At 60.0% G+C, this 17,790-nt stretch carries 10 protein-coding genes, 1 pseudogene and 1 riboswitch; of the genes and pseudogenes, 2 read left to right on the forward strand and 9 right to left on the reverse strand.

Features of this window, described 5'->3' with window-relative positions; all coding sequences use genetic code 11:
* Positions 1–46: 46 nt before the first annotated feature.
* Positions 47–133: riboswitch (cyclic di-GMP riboswitch) on the reverse strand.
* Between the two features lie 217 nt (positions 134–350).
* The 8 genes from LNV06_RS16475 to LNV06_RS16510 form a co-directional block, all read right to left on the reverse strand.
* Positions 351–1,124: a LytR/AlgR family response regulator transcription factor gene (locus LNV06_RS16475; protein ID WP_263539386.1), complete on the reverse strand. Its 774-nt coding sequence runs from the start codon at positions 1,122–1,124 to the stop codon at positions 351–353.
* Positions 1,121–2,248 carry a sensor histidine kinase gene (locus tag LNV06_RS16480; RefSeq protein WP_263539387.1) on the reverse strand — a complete coding sequence of 376 codons (1,128 nt, stop codon included), beginning with the start codon at positions 2,246–2,248 and terminating at the stop codon, positions 1,121–1,123. The genes LNV06_RS16475 and LNV06_RS16480 overlap by 4 nt, the downstream gene beginning before the upstream one ends.
* 87 nt (positions 2,249–2,335) lie before the next feature.
* On the reverse strand, positions 2,336–3,109 hold the full coding sequence (locus LNV06_RS16485) for a class II glutamine amidotransferase (RefSeq protein WP_263539388.1): 774 nt from the start codon (positions 3,107–3,109) through the stop codon (positions 2,336–2,338).
* A 6-nt stretch (positions 3,110–3,115) separates the two neighbouring features.
* The gene (locus tag LNV06_RS16490) at positions 3,116–4,378 is read right to left on the reverse strand and encodes an NAD(P)/FAD-dependent oxidoreductase (protein WP_263539389.1); all 1,263 of its coding nucleotides are present in this window, start codon (positions 4,376–4,378) and stop codon (positions 3,116–3,118) included.
* 199 nt (positions 4,379–4,577) lie between these two features.
* Complete coding sequence (locus LNV06_RS16495; RefSeq protein ID WP_263539390.1) at positions 4,578–7,523, reverse strand: TonB-dependent receptor domain-containing protein; 2,946 nt, start codon at positions 7,521–7,523, stop codon at positions 4,578–4,580.
* A 541-nt stretch (positions 7,524–8,064) separates the two neighbouring features.
* Complete coding sequence (locus LNV06_RS16500; RefSeq protein ID WP_263539391.1) at positions 8,065–10,893, reverse strand: TonB-dependent receptor; 2,829 nt, start codon at positions 10,891–10,893, stop codon at positions 8,065–8,067.
* A gap of 329 nt (positions 10,894–11,222) precedes the next feature.
* Positions 11,223–11,717, reverse strand: coding sequence for a hypothetical protein (locus LNV06_RS16505; protein ID WP_263539392.1), 495 nt, complete (start codon positions 11,715–11,717; stop codon positions 11,223–11,225).
* Positions 11,718–11,740: 23 nt separating this feature from the next.
* Positions 11,741–13,921 carry a malate synthase G gene (locus LNV06_RS16510; protein ID WP_263539393.1) on the reverse strand — a complete coding sequence of 727 codons (2,181 nt, stop codon included), beginning with the start codon at positions 13,919–13,921 and terminating at the stop codon, positions 11,741–11,743.
* A 165-nt stretch (positions 13,922–14,086) separates the two neighbouring features.
* Between LNV06_RS16510 and LNV06_RS16515 the strand changes: the two genes are divergently transcribed.
* Together LNV06_RS16515 and LNV06_RS16520 are read left to right on the forward strand one after the other, a co-directional pair.
* Positions 14,087–15,010, forward strand: a complete 924-nt coding sequence (locus LNV06_RS16515) for a LysR family transcriptional regulator (protein WP_263539394.1) — start codon at positions 14,087–14,089, stop codon at positions 15,008–15,010.
* A 30-nt stretch (positions 15,011–15,040) separates the two neighbouring features.
* Positions 15,041–15,475 (forward strand): annotated as a pseudogene (locus LNV06_RS16520) (DUF2214 family protein); the annotation flags it as partial.
* A 24-nt stretch (positions 15,476–15,499) separates the two neighbouring features.
* On the opposite strand, the gene LNV06_RS16525 reads toward LNV06_RS16520, so the two are convergent.
* Positions 15,500–17,776: a putative bifunctional diguanylate cyclase/phosphodiesterase gene (locus LNV06_RS16525; protein ID WP_263539395.1), complete on the reverse strand. Its 2,277-nt coding sequence runs from the start codon at positions 17,774–17,776 to the stop codon at positions 15,500–15,502.
* Positions 17,777–17,790 lie beyond the last annotated feature (14 nt).

Here is a 17,790-nt window from a genome sequence, read left to right on the forward strand (position 1 = left end):
TTCCGAGCGAGGGCCACGCCGTTTCAAGATCCCTTTTCAATAGGCTCTTGGCAACCCCGCTGCCATGGCGCTGATGCGCGGTAGGCCGGTGGCTTTGCGTCCCCGTCTTTCAACGGGTTTGCCCTCTGCTAAGCGTCGCCACCAAGCAAGATGGCTTAGCGGTCAACGTTGTCAACTTTATCAATTCAAAAAAATAATGATACGAGCAGGATGGAATCCAAGCAAATCTCGTGATGAATTAACGAAATTCAGCAACCACCCCATCTGAAATGACCGATACGATCAAATTTATCAACTACATCCAGGCGAGCGATCAGCCCCCTCAATGGCCCTCACGATTCGAACCGGCTTCATTGCCCCTTGAAGAGCCCCTGAAACTGCCGTGACACCGGCAGTTTTTCGTCCCGGCCTTTCAGCGTAATGTGCATGCTGTTCTCGTCCACCCGCACCGCGCTGGCGATGCAGCGGCTGTTGACCAGCACCGAGCGGTGCAGTTGCCAGAACTGATCGGCATCCAAAGTGCTCAGCAGCTCCTTGAGTGGCGTGCGGATCAGCGCCTCGCCGCCTTGAAAGACGACGCGGGTGTAGCGGTTGTCGCTCTCGAAATAAATCACCTCCTCGGGAGCAATCAGCTTGATCTCGCGGCCTAAAGAGGCCTGAATCGGGCGCGAACTGGGCTTGGCCGCGGGCAGCAACTCTTTCAGCAGCTTTTGCAAATCGGAGGCCGGTGCAGCGGGGGGCGTGGCGTTGGCCAGGCGTGCGCGAATGCGCTGCAGCGATTGCGCCAGCCGGGCGTCATCCACCGGTTTGACGCAGTAGTCCACCGCACCGGTCTCAAAAGCCGACAAGGCATGGTCGCCATAGGCCGTCACAAACACCACCTGGGGCGGACTGGCCAGCTCGCTCAGGCGCTTGGCCACTTCCAAGCCGCTCAGACCCGGCATGCGGATGTCCAGAAAACACAGATCCGGTTCATGGGCCAGATAGTCGTCCCAAGCATCCACACCGTTCTCGCTGGCGGCCACGATCTCCAACTCGGGCCAGAGACGCTTGAGAGCGGCACGCAACTGTTCGCGCGGTCCTTCTTCGTCGTCTGCAATCAGGGCTTTGACTGGATTCATCATGCTTGAGTTCCCTCGGTTTCGATGTGGAGTTGTGACAGGCAGCCGGGTGTCAAGGCCGTCAGGCTCAGACGAGCCCGCTCGCCATACAGCTGCTGCAGGCGGGCACGCGAGTTCGCCAGCCCGGTGCCATCTTGGGCCTGCGCGCTCAGGCCAATACCGTCGTCGCTCACCTCGATCAAGACCTGACCCTGTGCCGGACGGCTTGCCCGCACACCAATGCTGCCGCCGCGCAAGGCGGGCTCGATGCCGTGACCAATGGCGTTCTCCACCAAGGTCAGCAAAAGGCCGGGCGGCAGTGGCAAGGAGGCGTCCACCTCGGGGGCTAGCTCGATCTGCCATTGCAGCCGAGCGCCCATGCGCGCCTGCATCACCTCCAGATAGCTGCGTACGATTTGCAGCTCTTCTTGCAGCGACAAGCTCTCGCGCTCAAACATCGGCAAGGTAGCACGCAAATATTGGGTAAAGGAGCGCAAGGTGCTGCCGGCGCGGGGGTCTTGGGTGTCCACCCAATGCTGCACCGAGGCCAGGGTGTTGAACAAGAAATGCGGCTGGATCTGCGCGGTGGCCAGACGCCGAGCCAGCTTCAAGTGTTGATCCCGCTCGTCCAACTCGCGCAAACGGGACTCGATCTGCTGCACCCGAATCAAGACCAGGAAAAACCAAGAAGTCATGGCCAGCACCACCGCAGCCACAAAGGCCAGCATCACGCCCTTCATCTCCGATTGATCCAGCTTAGGCCCGAGACCAAAAGGCTGAAACTTCAGCAGCAGCAAGGTGCCCAGCATCAACACCACGCAGCCGATTGTGTAGAGGTTCAGACGGGTGCGCGTCGGCTGACGCCACAAAGCCTTGGCCACCCACAGAGCGCCATAGCTCATGCCCAGTGCGGCAAACAAAACCCAGATGATCAAACCACGCGACAGCATGTTGTAGTTGATCGCCAGCAGCACCACCACATTGCTGTAAACGTAATGGTCGATCGAGTCGGGCCAGGGCTGATCACCGGCGCGCGCCATCTCGTCGGCGCTGAAGATCCGACGCGGACCGGGCCAGACCCATTGGCTCCAATCGAGCTTGAGCTTCTGAGGGTCTTTTTCAGCAGGAGGTGTGGATGAGCATCGCATGGCCGGCAGTCTAGGCCAGCCGCAGCGCCACAAGGCCGGGCATGCGGCGAATGGCGGAATGCGGCGGCGAATGGACCGCTCAGCCCTTCAGCCTGCCGAAGCGGCCATGGTCATCAATTCACCACCCACAAAGACTTTGAGCTCGCCGGGCTGGAAGGCCACCCAAGGCTCATCCCGGGTCAGCGGCTCGGTGGCAATGATGGCCACGCGGTCTTGCGAGGTGGTGTGCGCCGCGAAGTCCACGCTCATGTCTTCGTCTTGCAAATGCACCCGGCCAAAGGGGTGGGCGCGCAGCAGGTAATGCAGATGGGTCGAACCATGCGCCCACAAGGCCTGCCCGTTGGAGAGCAGCATATTGAAGGTGCCAAAGGCATTCAGCTGCGGCATCAGCTCCGCCAGCGTGCGGGTCAGCTCGGCAATGCTGGGCACATCGCAATGCGCCTTGGCCAACTCCTGCATCAGCCAGCAAAAGGCGCGCTCGCTGTCGGTCTGGCCGACGGGTTTGAAGGCCGCGTGCAGGCGTGGCTCAAAGTCCTTCAGATTGCCGTTGTGAGCAAACACCCAGTAGCGGCCCCACAGCTCACGCTGAAAGGGATGGGTGTTCTCCAACGAGACCTGGCCTTGCGTGGCTTTGCGGATATGGGCGATGACGTTGTCGCTCTTGATCGGATAACGCTGCACCAACTCGGCCAAGGGCGAAACGCGCGCGCTGTGGTGGTCCACAAAATGGCGCAGGCCGCGACCCTCGAAGAAGGCGATGCCGAAGCCGTCCTTGTGTTCATCGGCGCGATTGGCCAAACCGGTGAAGCTGAACATCACATCGGTGGGCACATTGGCATTCATGCCGAGCAGTTGGCACATGGCAACTCAACCTTCAAAAAACAGACGTTTGATGCCCTTCAGGCTGATCAAGTTGCCAGGATTGCTGGTCTCGTTCAAGACCCCGCTCATGCGGCGACGCAGGCGCTCGCTCTTGTTGCCGCGCCAGATCAAGAGGTCGATCAACCAGGGGTGAGCATTGACCTTGTTGGCGCGCTCGTACAGATCGAACTTGGGCTTCAATGCGCGCAAGCTCTCTTCATAGGCCGCCCGTACCTGGGCCTCGTCCCAAGCCTTGCTGCGGCCGGCCAGTACCGCGTCCGCGGCCAGAATGCCGGTCTCCATGGCCTTGCCAATGCCTTCGCCGGTGAAGGAGTAAGTGCTGCCAGCCGCTTCGCCCGTGGCCAAGAGGCCGGGCCGACTCCATTTGGCGCCGCTGAGCGTGCAACGCAGCGGTGCGCCTTTCAGGTCACCGAGCAACTCGCCTTCTCGCATCAGCTCCGCAGCCGGCGGGTAATGCTCGACAAAGGCGTCGAAGATCTTGCGCAGGTTCAACTCTTTCTTGGCGCCCTTGCCGCCGACCGCTTTGTGGCTGTCGGTCACGCCCACGCCAATATTGAAACAGCCATCCGGCGCCGGGAAGATCCAGCCATAGCCCGGTTGCACCGCCTTGCACCAGACCACCTCCATGGCCTTGATGCGCCCCACCAGCGACGGCGCACGCACATAACCCCGTAAAGCCACGCCACTGGGCGTGTGACGTTCGCAAAGGCCAGCGGCCGTCAGCGCCTTAGGCACCGCACCGGTCGCCAGGATCACCCAGTCGGCGCGTAGTTCCTGCTGCGCATCACCCACCTTCAGCTGCGCGCCGATGACGCGTTGCTGCGCTGCATCCAGTAGCGGCGCTTCAAAACGCACCGGCGCAAAGAACTTGGCACCTGCCTCCTGAGCGCCAGCGCAGAGAATTTCATCCAACTGCTGGCGCGGCAACACGGCCAAGGTCCCCGGCACATCGATGCGCCCGCCACGCGGCCCGATACAGGCCACGTGAGAGACCGGCTCGGCGCGCGCCATGACGCGTTCCAAGAGGCCCAATCGCGCCAAGGCGGCATGGGCATCGGGGATCAGGCCGTCGCCACAAATCTTGTCGCGCCCTTGCGGCTGCTGGTCCACCACCACCACATCAACGCCCGCCTTTGCCAACACCCGCGCACAGGCGCTGCCAGCTGGGCCCGCGCCAATGATCAAGACTTCGCAAGCATTCGGGAGCGCTGCGGGGGAATTCTGGAATAAGTGTTCTGACTGAGGCATGGCGCGCGGATCGTTCCGATTCTTCTTTTGCAGCTGCAAGAGGGGGGATTCTAGGAGGCTTATTCACTGGGCCATCGCAGTTCTGCGCATGAGCAAGAGCACCGACTGGAGCCGGGCCAGCCATAAAAAAACCCGCCACAGCGCAAGGCCGAGGCGGGTTCGAGAGGGCGCCCTCAGGCGCCCCTTTTGTCAACTGCGCTTAGAAGCTGTAGCGCACGCCAGCATAGTAGCGGCGGCCGATCGCGTCGTAGGTGCCCGCGTCGGTTTCAGCACCGGTGGTGTTGCCTGGCAAACCGCTGATGATGGCAGGCGGCGTGGTGTCAAACAGATTGTTGATGCCACCATAGAGTTGGAAGCCCTTGGCGAACTTGTAGCTCATTTGCAGGTCGGTGTAGACCTTGGCCTTGATCTCGCCAAACATCTTCTGGTTTTCACGCGCGGTGCGGATCACCTTGTCGTTCTCGTCCGTCGTATCCGAGAAGGCTTGGTCATCCAGATAGGCGTGGCCGATATAGGTCACAGAAGCCTGGACACCAAACGCGCCGCGGTCATAGCCAACGTTCAAGACCCAACGGTTGCGAGAAGAACCGACTTCACCTTGCGAGTAGTCAGGTGCTTCACCCGCCTTCGCGGTCAAGGAGGACTTGATCAGGTAGGTGTAGGCCAAACGGCTGTTCAGCTGACCATCGGCCAACTTCATGGCGTGGTTGACGGTCAAGTCAACACCGCTGGTGGCACGGCTACCCGCATTGATATTGGCTTGGTTGATCAGCGCGAGCGAGCCAGCGCTGAGTGCGCCCAGGGCGGTCGGGCGACGCTTCACGTCCTTGCAATACGAAGCCACGCCGGCGTAGCACTGATTCAGTGTCAGCTGACGACCCGGAGTCGAGATCGCGTCATCGATCTTGATGTCGAAGTAGTCAGCGGTGAAGCTGAAGTTCTTCAGGTAATCAATGCCCTTGGGAGAGAAGATCACGCCCAGGGTGTTGGACTTGCCCTTCTCTGCCTTCAGGCTGGTGCTGCCGAAGTCGTAACCGCTGATGCTTTGCGAATCAGGCTGCGACACGGTGAACTTGCCATTGGCAGCAATGTTCTCCATGACTCCGGGGTCCTTGCGGCAGAGGTCATCCTTCGCGCCCACGGAGGTCGCTGTCACGCCCTTGCAGGGATCAGCAATGCCGGTGGGGAAGGTCTGATTGCCGCCCTGGAACAACTCACCAATATTGGGTGCACGAGTCGACACGGCCGTTGTGCCACGCACACGGACCATCGAGTTCAGGGCCCAATCCAAGCCAGCGTTCCAGCTCGTCACATTGCCCACAGTCGAGTACTTGCCGAAACGCACGGCCGCGTTCGCATCCAAGGCCTTCACGAAAGGCAGATCCTTCAGCAGCGGTGCACGCACCTCGCCGAAGACTTCCTTCACATTGAATTCGCCTTCTGTGATGGGGCGGGCGTTGCCCAAGTTCAAACCGGCCTGAGTCAGCGCATCGGCCTCGTCACGCGACTTTTCCTTGCGGTACTCGGCACCGAAGGCCACACCCACCAAACCTGCGGGCAGGCTGAAAGGCTCACCCGACACGGTCGCGCCTGCAAAAGTCTGCTCCACCTTGGTCATCAAAGTGCCGTCAGCGCGCACGTACTTGGCAGCCTCAGGGCTGATCGAACCCTTGCCGAACACATTGATCGGCACGCAACCTTGAGCACGAGCCAGCGGATCACGGCAGATCGCCTTGCCATTGGCATCAGGAATGGCTTCCAGCGCGTTGCGGAAGTTGGCCGCATTGACTTGGCCAGTGCTGTGCTGGGCTTCCTTGGTGAAACCATGCGCGGCATAGGCTTCATAAGTCCAGACCTTGCTCAGGTCACCCTTCAAGCCGGCCAAGATGCGGAAGGTGTCACGCTCAGCGCGAGCACCGCGGTTGTCGATTTCCGACAAACGGCGGGTGAAGTTGTAGTCCTTGGCACCGTCCTTGTCGCGGTCAGTGGCGAGGTTGTAGATGTAGTCCGGCACCAGCGGGTTGCGGGTCATCTTGCCGTTCACCATGAATTCGGCCGGCACGTAGAAGCCACCCGAGTAGATCGGGTTGGAGCCACCGGTGGAGTCCACAGCAAAAGGCTCGATCTGAGTCTTGGTGCTGGTGGCTGCGTAGGTGCTTTCAAAGAACAGCGAGTGCGAGTCGTTCAGAGCCTTCTCACCGTTCGCAGCCAGCAGCAGACGATCGGTAGGAATCGCAGTCTGGCGCAACGCATTGCGGTTGAAACCCAGGTCGCCGGTGTAAGGCACTTCCTTGCCGGACGGGTCGTAGGTGTAGTTAGCGGCCTTGCCGTTAGCGCCGGTGTAGAAGAAACGGCCTTGCGGCGTGAAGGACGAGTACGCGGGACGGTTCACCGTCGCGATGTCCGACGCTTCGCCGGTCAGCGCGAACTGAGACAGTTGGTCCTCAGCCGAGCGTTCGCGATTGGCCGAGTACACGGCGCCTTGCTGGCTGATCGAGAAGTGAGCCATGATGTTGTCGCGGCCGTCCGCCGAGCTCACGCCCGTGGTCGCGCTGAACTTCTTGACCTTGTCGTCATTTTTCTGGCTTTGGCCGACTTGAGCGTCCAGCATCAAGCCGGAATAGCCCTTCTTCAGAACCAGGTTCACCACGCCGGCGACAGCGTCAGAACCATAGGCGGCCGAAGCGCCACCGGTCATAACTTCAACGCGCTCGATAAAGTCGGTCGGAATGGTGTTCAAGTCAACGGTAGCCGAACCCGAGATACCAGCCACATAACGCCGACCATTGACGAGCAACAGGGTGCGGTCGGCGCCCAGATTGCGCAGGTCGACGGTGGCCACGCCGCCAGCCGAGGTGCTGAAGTTGGAGTTGGTACGGCTGATACCGGGAGTACCGAACACGGGGCTCTTCAGCAGCAACTCTTGCAGATTGGTCACGCCCGAAGCAGCGATGTCTGCCGAGGTCATGACCTGGATCGGCGCAGGCGATGCTGCATTGACCGACAAGATGCGCGAACCTGTCACCTCCACACGCTCGATTTGTTGAGCTTGGGGCGCGGTCTGGGCCATTGCGCTGGCGCCGATGGCGCTCACAGCGAGGAATGTTGCAGCGCCGATGGCACTGACTTTGTATTGCTTCAACATGGAATGACTTCTCCGGAATTCTTGGTGGATGACCAAACAAACAATGGCCCGCTACTGCGCCCCGTCGGGTAGACGGCAAGCCACTGGTTTGCCATTGCCGCGGCGAGTCTATGGACTGAAGGAGCCCGATCCCCACGGGGTCAACACCTGTCGGTCACCCACCACAAACTTTCAGCCGGTCCGTTTTTTTAGTGTAGTCAATTCGTTTTTGCGCGAATGACGCACATAGGTTTACGAGCATTGACTTTTTTCATGACTTTTGGCTCTTGTCCAAAATGAAAAGCCATAAAACACCATGCGTTTACGAAACTTTACGGTGAAGAATCTTTCGATCGAATAGCTGTAGTCGTGCGACTGACGCACAAGCCATCTTGAGCCAATCGCTTTCGCAGCTTTCCCGAGACGAAAAACAGGGACCATTGCCTCTCGGGACGATCACTAATTCACCACTCACGCACTCGAAACACCGCATTTGAGAATATTCAGACAATAAAAAACGGCCCCGAAGGGCCGTTTCATGAAGGCTGTTGACCTTGCTCGATCAGAACTTTTGACCGTAACGGACGTAGTAGAAACGTCCTGGAATGTTGTACTGCGGGTCAAACGTGTTGTTCGCAGTAGCGTAGGACAGTGGTGGGTCCTGATTCAGAACGTTGTTCACACCCAGTGTGAACTTGCCCTTCCAAGGCGCTTGGTAAGACAACGAGATGTCGTGATAGAAGGTCGCGCGAATCTTGTTCTTCGCGTTTTCTGTGGCTGTGGAAGGGATCGAACACAGATCTTCACGACCGATATTGGCCACCTTGCTGCAATCTTCGATTTGTTCGCCGTAGTAACGCGAACCCAGAGTTGCACCGAAGTCACCCATCGTCCAGTTGACGTTCAAGTTGCTACGGAAGCGCCAGTAGTTATCGCGGTCGAAGTACTTGCCGACCAGGTTCTCACCGCTATCGTCGATGTAGTTCTTCATGTAGGTGCTATCCCACACCACACCAAAGTTACCAAACGAAGTCTTGGGCAAACGGTAGTTCACCGTCATGTCATAGCCTTCGACCTTGGTCGTCGCATAGTTCAGGCCAGCCGACAACAAGGTGTTGATGGTGCCGCCAGGATTACGCGAGTACAGGCCACAAGCTGCTGCTTGGTTTTCCTTGATGCAACGATCCAAGATGGTCTGAGCACCCAAGGAATTGATACCGTCCTTGATGTTGATTTGCCACCAGTCCAGCGACACGTCAAAGCCAGTAACAAAGCCAGGAGCCCAAACAAAGCCCAGGGTTTTGGTCGTCGAAGACTCAGGCTTCAGATTGGTGTTGCCGCCAACGCTGATGCGAATCTGCGAGTTGCCTTGGTCGTAGCCGCCAACAGGCACGCCTTGCGCATGGCAACGGCCCTTCTGCTCATCGGTCAGGTTCTTGTAGCCACCACCGTTAGTCGACGAGCAAGGATCACCAATGGTCGGGAAGCTATCCGAGACGCCTTGATACAACTCTGTGATCGAAGGAGCACGGAAGCCCTGACCCCAGTTACCGCGCAGCAGCAGGCTGTCGGCGACTTGCCAGCGCAGACCGGCCTTGCTGTTGGTGGTGTTGCCGAAGTTGGAGTAGTCGGAATAGCGCGATGCCACCGACAGATCCAGAGTCTTGACAAACGGCAGGCCCTTCAACAACGGCACCGACAATTCGACGTAAGCTTCCTTCACGCTGTAGGAGCCATCAGTCGGAGTACGCGCATTACCCGTGGTGTTGCCTGATGCAATCAGCGCATCAGGACGATCGAAGCCCGACTCGGAACGACGCTCCACGCCAACAGCAATCGAGGCCATACCGGCAGGCAACTTCACCAGATCGCCAGACAAGTTGGCGTAGGTCTGGGACATGGTGTAGCCACGCAGGTCATGCGCTTCGAAGCTGGTGTAAGCCAGCATGTCCTTGGTGATGGAACCCACACCACCCAGCAGGTTCATAGGAACGCAGCCGTTGACACGAGTGGCAAGATTGCCGGCAACGCTGACGCAAGTTGGGTTACCCGCGGCATCGCGCATCGAGGGGCCAAGGGCCGAACGCATGGCCAGCAGATTGAACAGACCATTGGTCGTATCTTGCTGGCTGTTGCGGCCGTAAGTACCGCCCACGTCCCAGCTGAAGTCACGATCCAGAACTGTGAAGCTGCCTTCCAAACCAATGTTGTAGGCGCTGGTGTTAACATCTTGAGTAAACGAACGGCCACCTGTTTCAACGGCACGACGCTGCACCCGCGACACATCCAAGCCGAAGGGGTTGTACATGCTGTCCTTGCTGATCGCGATCGTCTTCGGGATCGCTCCAGCGCCAGGGCCGGTACCCAAAACGATAGGCATCGCAGCCAACAGCTGCTCAGATTGACGGTTATTGAAAACCGCCATCATGGACAAAGTGACCTTGTCGTTGATGTCGTACTGCACACGACCAAACACCGACTTACGCTCTTGCGGCGTCACCAGGTAGTTGTCGGGAGCAAAGTTGTAGTTGTCAGCGCCGCTGTAAGCGCGCCAGTCAGTGCCCACCTTGCCCGGATCGTAAGTGAATTGACCGGCGGCACCGCCAGGACGAGATTCACCGCCGGTGCAAAGACCCGTCACGGAATTGAAGCTGCCCTTGCAAAGACCGAAGCGGCCACCAGGAATGGTGGAGCTACCCAGTGCGACGCCGGTTTGGTAGACGGGCTCTGCCGAGACGGCACGAGCGCCTGCGCCCAAGGAGTCTTCCTTGACGTAAGCCATACCCAAGATCGCACGGACATTGCCGGTCGAGCCGCCAATGGTCAGGTCAACAGATTTACGCTGTCCGTCGCCCTTGTCATATTGACCGGCGTAACCGTTGAATTCAGCGCCTTCGAAGTTCTTGCGCAGAATCACGTTCACCACGCCGGCAATGGCGTCAGAGCCGTAAGTTGCCGAAGCGCCATCCTTCAAAACGTCAATACGCTCAACCGCTGCGGTCGGGATGGTGTTCAGGTCGACAGCGCCGCCCAGGCCTGTGCCGCCAACCCAGCGCTTGCCATTCACCAACACCAAGGTGCGGCTGGAGCCCAAATTACGCAAGCTAACGCGGGTTTCGCCGTTACCGCCGTTGTTGTAGGTGGAATTCAGTGTCGAACCGTTCGTGCTGATGTGCTGAATCATCTCGCCCACGGACGACAGGCCAGACGCCTGCAGCGCTTCTTTATTCAGCGAGAAGACGGGCTGCGAGCTCTCAGCATCGATGCGCTTGATGCGGCTACCGGTGATTTCGATACGCTCCAGGCTTGCGGCCTCCTGGGCCATAGCTGGGGATGCAGCTGCACTGATTGCAGCCAGCACAGCAACGCTGACTACCTTGCGTTTGAACATGTAGGACTCCTGTCGGATGAAAATTGCTGGGCTTCTGGTTGAAGCCCCGGCATGAACCCAATGCCGTGCCTAAAGTCACGGTCTCGAGAGAGGTTGCCAGTGTGAAGAAAAATTTCCGAGGAGCCTTACGGGTTCGTCCCTATTGAGCGACGCTTTCAGCTGGGACCCGCCAAATTGGCCCGCCAAGTCAGGTGAAACGATAGGTAAAAACCGCCTGAAACCGGGGGGGCGAGTGTTGCGCCGCTGCGACGACTCTCTCTTGCACGCGAAGAAAACCCTCGATTTTTTCGGGTACTGGTCGGGGCTCGGCGAGCAGTCGAGCGCTCGAGTTACTCGATACGACGAACTCGCGGCGAGGTATTCAGGCCATCGACCTCTAAGTAGAAAGCGCCAAGCATGCCTCGTCGAATGGTGACCTTGCGGGCTCCGCTGCGAATGCTGACCGTGCTGCCATCGACGACTTGCCAGACCTGCCCGTTGTCCAATCGAATGCGTTGATTGGGTAGCCAACCATCGAAACCAGCACCGACGGCGCTCTGCAACGTCGTCAAATCACTCGACGCGTCTTTGGTGGGCAAACCGAACTTGATAGCAGGGTCAGATTGGATGGCTGCCAAGGGAGTTGGGGCGGACACTGGAGATGCAATCTCGGTCGACAGACTCGGCCGGGCGCTGGTTGGTCCAAACTTCACACCGATCGCAATTGCGTCGTAACAGGCCAACCGAGCCTTGTCCTCGCTCAACCTTCGACAGCTGAGCAAAGCCTCGTCTTGAGCAAATGCGGTTGAGGTCAGGGCAAAGAAGATGAGGGGGGAGACTCGCATGCCCGCAAGCCTACCAGCTGCTATCAAGCTTGAGCCTCCGCTTTGACCCGCAAACGCCACGCATGCAGCAGCGGCTCGGTGTAACCACTTGGCTGAACCATGCCCTTGAACACCAGATCAAGCGCCGCTTGATAGGCCGCCGAAGTTTCGAAATGCCCGGCCATCGGCTTGTAAAGCGAATCGCCCGCGTTTTGCCCGTCCACCACAGCCGCCATGCGCTGGAAGGTCTCGTTGACTTGTGCGGCGCTGCAAACGCCGTGATGCAGCCAGTTCGCAATGTGCTGACTGGAAATGCGCAGCGTGGCCCTATCCTCCATCAAGCCGACATTGTGAATGTCCGGCACTTTGGAGCAGCCCACGCCCTGATCCACCCAGCGCACCACGTAGCCCAAGATGCCTTGCGCGTTGTTGTCCAGCTCTTGCTGAATCTCGGCGGCCGTCCATTCGGCCTTGGCGACCACCGGAACCTGCAGCAGCTTGTCCAAAATGGCGTGACGCTCGGCATCGGCGTCGATCTTCTCCAATTCCTGCTGCACTGCGGCCACATTGACCTGGTGGTAATGCAAGGCATGCAGGATCGCAGCGGTGGGTGACGGCACCCAGGCGGTGTTGGCGCCGGCCTTGGGGTGGCCGATTTTTTGTTCCAGCATGGCCGCCATCAGGTCCGGCATGGCCCACATGCCTTTGCCGATCTGGGCGCGACCGCGCAGACCGCAGCTCAGGCCGGTCAGCACATTGCTGCGCTCGTAGGCGGCAATCCAGGCGCTGGTTTTCATATCGCCCTTGCGGAACATCGGGCCGGCCCACATGGCGGTGTGCATCTCGTCGCCGGTGCGGTCCAGGAAGCCAGTGTTGATGAAGGCCACGCGGGCGGCCGCGGCAGCGATGCAGGCCTTCAAATTGACGCTGGTGCGGCGCTCTTCGTCCATGATGCCCAGCTTGACGGTGTTCTCGGGCAAGCCCAGCATCGCTTCAACGCGGCCAAAGATCTCCGAGGCAAAGGCCACCTCGGCCGGGCCGTGCATTTTCGGCTTGACGATGTAGACCGAGCCGGTGCGGCTATTGCCCTTGCGTTGCAGGTCATGAATGGCAATCGTCGTGGTGATGACCGCGTCCATGATGCCTTCGGGGATCTCCCGGCCGTCGGCGTAAAGAATGGCCGGATTGGTCATCAAATGGCCGACATTGCGCACGAACATCAGCGAACGGCCATGCAAGATCACCTGGCCGCCGGCAGCACCGGTGTAGATACGGTCGGGATTCAGGCTGCGCGAGAAGGTCTTGCCGCCCTTGCTGACCTCTTCGGTCAGCGTGCCCTTCAGAATGCCCAGCCAATTGCCATAGGCCAGCACCTTGTCGTCGGCGTCCACCACGGCGACCGAGTCTTCCAGATCCAAAATGGTCGAAAGCGCGGCTTCCAGCACCAAGTCACTGACACCGGCGAGGTCGCTCTTGCCGATCGCCGTGCTGCGGTCGATTTGAAGGTCCAGATGCAGACCGTTGTGGCGCAGCAGCACCGAGCTGGGCGCGCTGGCCTCGCCTTGATAGCCGATGAACTGGGCCGGGTCGGCCAGGCCGGTCGAGTTGGAGCCCTGGGCCACCACCAATCGGCCGGCTTCCACGCGGTAGCCGGTCGCATCCTTGTGCGAGCCTTGTGCCAGCGGCGCCGCCTGGTCCAGCACCTGACGGGCATAGGCGATCACCTTGGCGCCGCGCACCGGGTTATAACGGCCAGCCTTCTCGGCACCGTCGGTCTCGGGAATGGCATCGGTGCCGTAGAGCGCGTCATACAGCGAGCCCCAGCGTGCGTTGGCGGCATTCAAGGCATAGCGGGCATTCAGAATCGGCACCACCAACTGCGGGCCGGCTTGCACGGCCAGTTCGGCGTCCACATTGGAGGTGCTGATCTGCACCGCACCGGGCGGTGGCACCAGGTAGCCGATGTTCTCCAAATGGGCCCGGTAGGCCGGCATGTCGGTGATGGGCCCGGGGTGGGCGCGATGCCAGGCATCCATCTCGGTCTGCAGGCGGTCACGCTCGGCCAGCAAGGCGATGTTCTTCGGCGCCAAGTCTCGGACGATGGCATCAAAGCCGGCCCAGAAGGCGGCACTGGCGACGCCGGTGCCTGGCAGCACGCGGTCTTCAATGAAACGGTACAGCGGCGTGGCAACTTGCAGACTGTGGACGGTGGTGCGTGCGGTCATGGCCTAAGTCCTCGACAGAGATGAAATGGAAACGGGATGAGTCTGAATTTATGCCAATTTGAATGAGGGATTCATGCGCAGCCACGCATTGAATCAATGACAAAAACGCACAAATAGATCGGAAAACCAATTTTTTAGAGCGGCCAGGTAGCAGAATCAGGCTCCATGGATCGCCTCAAGCAAATCGAGTCCTTTGTCAGCGTGGCCAGCAAAGGCAGCCTGACCGCTGCCGCCGCACTCGAAGGCGTAGCCCCCGCCGTGATGGGCCGCCGCATTGATGCGCTGGAAGCGCGCTTGGGTGTCAAGCTGCTGGTGCGCACCACCCGACGCATCACGCTGACCCACGAAGGCAGCGCTTTTCTGGAGGACTGCCAACGCCTGCTGGTGGACTTCAACAATGCCGAGGCCAGCGTCAGCGCCGGCGGCGTCAAGGCCAGCGGCCATCTGCGCATCACCGCGCCGGCCGGCTTTGGCCGTCGCCATGTGGCACCGCTGCTTCCGGAATTTCTGGCTCTGCACCCGGAAGTCAGCGTGTCGCTGAATCTGAGCGATCGGGTGGTGGACATTGCCGGCGAAGGCTTTGACTGCGCGGTGCGTGTGGGCGACCTGCCCGACTCCAGCCTGGTCAGCATGCGCCTGGCCGACAACCGCCGCCTGTGCGTGGGCGCCCCCAGTTACTTGAAGCGTGCCGGCTTGCCCCAACACCCCAGCGATCTGGCGAGACACTCTTGCCTCACGCTGAGTTCTGACGCCAGCCAGACGCGTGGCTGGGCCTTCTTGATTGATGAACAAGTGGTGTTCTCGCGCCCCAGCGGCCGGCTGGATTGCAGCGACGGCCAAGTGCTGCACGACTGGTGCCTGGCCGGCCTGGGTTTGGCTTGGCGCAGCACCTGGGAGGTCGAGGGTGACATCCAGGCCGGCCGCCTGCAAACGGTGCTGGACGCCTTTGCCGCGCCACCCAACGGCATTTACGCCTTGGTGCCGCAGCGCAAGCATTTGCCGCTGCGGGTGCGGCTGTGGATCGACTTTCTCAAACACCATTACGCCAAGCCCGACTACTGGCTGAACGCCGCCCGCTCGCTGGCCTGATTTTTCTCGCTGTCTTGCCACTCCATTGCCATGCACCTCGAAGCCCTGCTCGCTTTTGCCCATATCGCCGCCATCCTGACCCTGGTGGTCTTCATCAGCAGTCAGGCCGCACTTTGCCGGGTGGAGTGGTTGAACGCTGCCGTGCTGAAACGCCTGCGCGTGCTGGACCGGATCTACCTGATCGCACTCGCGTTGGTGGCGGTCAGCGGGCTGGCGCGCACGATCTAGGGGCTCAAGAGTGCCCACTGGTATCTCGAACAGCCGCTCTGGTGGGCCAAGTTTTTGATGCTGGGCTTGATCTTCGTGATGTCGCTGAAGCCCAGCTTGGCCTTCAAACGCTGGAATCGGCAGCTCGAAACCGAGGGCAGCCTACCGCCCGAGGCCGAGATCAAAGCAGTGCGCACACTGATCATGCGCGCGGCTCATTTCTTGGTCTTGATCCCGGTGGCTGGGGTCATGTTGGCGCGCGGCTTGGGCACGCACCGAGGCTCAGTCGCCGGAAGACTCGGCCCACTTCGCATCAGGTCGCCACTGCTGCACCCAGGCCGGCAATTGTTCGGCGGGCATGGGGCGGGCAATGCCAAAGCCCTGAGCCAAAGTGCAGCCCAAGGCAATCAGCAAGACGCCGTGCTCGGCCGTCTCGACGCCCTCGGCAATCACCGTGCAACCAAAAGCCTGGGCCATGCCAATGACGCTTTTTAGGATGGCGATATCGACCGGGTTGTCCAACATATCGCGCACAAAGCTCTGGTCGATTTTCAGCTGCACCACCGGCAGGCGCTTCAAATAGGTCAGCGAGGAATAGCCGGTGCCAAAGTCATCCAGCGCGAATCCCACCCCCAGCGCCTTGCACTCGTTCATCAGCTGCACCACATGCACCATGTCGTTGAGAGCCGAGGTCTCCAAGACCTCCAACTCCAGGCCGGCCGGGTCAGCCGCCGGGTGCTTGGCCAGCAACTGGCGCAAACGGGCGACAAAATCAGCTTGCAGCAACTGCCGTGCCCCGATATTCACACTGACCGGCAAGACCAGCCCCTGTTGGAGCCACGCCTCCTGATGGCGCAAAGCCGTATCGATCACCCATTCCCCAAGCTCGATGGCCAAGGGGTGGTCTTCAATCACCGGCAAGAACGTCGCCGGCGCAAGCAGGCCGCGCTCTGGATGCTGCCAACGGATCAAGGCCTCGGCACCGAGCACGCGCCCCGCCACCATGTCCACCTTGGGCTGGAAATAAAGCAGGAATTCTTCCTTATGGAGGGCCTGGCGAATGCGCTGCAGGCTTTCATGGTGGCCGCGCGCATGGCGATCCTGCTCGGCATCAAAGACGTGATAGCGGTTCTTGCCCGCCAACTTGGCTTGGTACATGGCTTGATCGGCCTGACGCAGCAATTGATCGGCATCGATCTCAACGCCTTGCGGATAAAAAGTCACGCCTAAGCTGCCGGACACCTGCAAGTTACACCCCGCCACGCGCAGCGGTTGCGCGGCAGCGGCCAATAAGCGGTTCAGCATGGGTTGGCTGGATGACTCATCGGCCAAGTCGACCAGCACCGCCACAAACTCGTCCCCCCCCAAGCGACCCAAGGTGTCGCCCTCACGCAGTGACTTCTTCATGTGGTCGGCCACAGCAATCAACATCTGGTCACCGATTTCATGCCCATGGTGATCATTGATGGCTTTGAAACCATCCAAGTCCAGGTACACCACCGCCAGCTTGAGCCCACTGCGCTGCGCTTGCGACATGGCTTGCTGCAGACGATCCGCCATCAAAAGGCGATTGGGCAAATGCGTCAAGGCATCAAAATGAGCCAGGTGCCGCAACTTGGCCTCTTGAGCGCGCTGCACTGTCACATCCGAAAACAGCGACACATAGTTGACCGTGTGCCCAACTGTATTCGGCACGGCAATGATGGTCTGCATGGACTCAAACAGCTCACCGCTCTTGCGTCGATTCCAAACATCCAACTGCGCGTGACCGAAGTCTCGCAACTCAGCAAACATAGCGCGGTAGATTGACGCACTCTGGCGCCCGCTGCTGAGCAAGCGCGGATTGCGCCCGATCACCTCGCGCGCCTCATAGCCTGTGATGCGACTGAAGGCTTCGTTGACCGTCAAAATGGTGCCGTCCGGCGAGGTGATCATGATGCCCTCGCGGGCATGGGTGAACACCTTGGCAGCCAAGGCATTGGCCTGCTCGGAACGCTTGCGATCTTCAATGTCCATCACGGCCAGCAACATCAGGGCCTCGCCGCCTTCGCCGAGCGCGGCATTGGCCTGCATCTGTACCCAGCGCAAGCCGCCGCCCGGCTCTCGCAGGCGCAGCTCAAAGGACTGCGGCTCGCCGCTGCGCTGCAAGAGCAGCCGATGGCGGTAAAAAATGTCTTGGTCGTCGGGACAGATATGCGCGGACAAGCGATGCCGCAGCAGATGAGCACGAGGCATGCCCAAAAGGGAAGCCAGGGCCAGATTGATCTGCTCGATCATGCCGGCCTCGCCCAGACTGCAATAACCCACCGGCGCCAAGTCATACAAATCGAAATAGCGCGAGCGCGAAGCCTCCAGTGCCAGTTGCGAGCTGCGCAGCTCTTCGTTTTGCATCTCCAATTCGATTTGATGCACTTGCAGCTCGTGCAAAACCGATTCGGCAACCAAGACCGGGTTCTCGCCCGTGGCTTGCCCGAGGCCACCAAGCAACAAAGCCTCGGCACGCTCACGCAGACGAGCTGCCGAAGCAAGGTCTTTTGCAAAGCCGCCAGATGAACTCATGGGCTAACCGTTCA

Source organism: Paucibacter sp. Y2R2-4 (genome assembly GCF_025717535.1).
Taxonomy (GTDB): domain Bacteria; phylum Pseudomonadota; class Gammaproteobacteria; order Burkholderiales; family Burkholderiaceae_C; genus Paucibacter_A.

What these genes read in the sequence shown, in the direction of transcription:
- LNV06_RS16505 (WP_263539392.1), bottom strand. Translation starts at nt 11,717, where the DNA reads ATGCGAGTCTCCCCCCTCATCTTCTTTGCCCTGACCTCAACCGCATTT.
- LNV06_RS16525 (WP_263539395.1), bottom strand. Translation starts at nt 17,776, where the DNA reads ATGAGTTCATCTGGCGGCTTTGCAAAAGACCTTGCTTCGGCAGCTCGT.
- LNV06_RS16500 (WP_263539391.1), bottom strand. Translation starts at nt 10,893, where the DNA reads ATGTTCAAACGCAAGGTAGTCAGCGTTGCTGTGCTGGCTGCAATCAGT.
- LNV06_RS16475 (WP_263539386.1), bottom strand. Translation starts at nt 1,124, where the DNA reads ATGATGAATCCAGTCAAAGCCCTGATTGCAGACGACGAAGAAGGACCG.
- LNV06_RS16510 (WP_263539393.1), bottom strand. Translation starts at nt 13,921, where the DNA reads ATGACCGCACGCACCACCGTCCACAGTCTGCAAGTTGCCACGCCGCTG.
- LNV06_RS16515 (WP_263539394.1), top strand. Translation starts at nt 14,087, where the DNA reads ATGGATCGCCTCAAGCAAATCGAGTCCTTTGTCAGCGTGGCCAGCAAA.
- LNV06_RS16495 (WP_263539390.1), bottom strand. Translation starts at nt 7,523, where the DNA reads ATGTTGAAGCAATACAAAGTCAGTGCCATCGGCGCTGCAACATTCCTC.
- LNV06_RS16490 (WP_263539389.1), bottom strand. Translation starts at nt 4,378, where the DNA reads ATGCCTCAGTCAGAACACTTATTCCAGAATTCCCCCGCAGCGCTCCCG.
- LNV06_RS16485 (WP_263539388.1), bottom strand. Translation starts at nt 3,109, where the DNA reads ATGTGCCAACTGCTCGGCATGAATGCCAATGTGCCCACCGATGTGATG.
- LNV06_RS16480 (WP_263539387.1), bottom strand. Translation starts at nt 2,248, where the DNA reads ATGCGATGCTCATCCACACCTCCTGCTGAAAAAGACCCTCAGAAGCTC.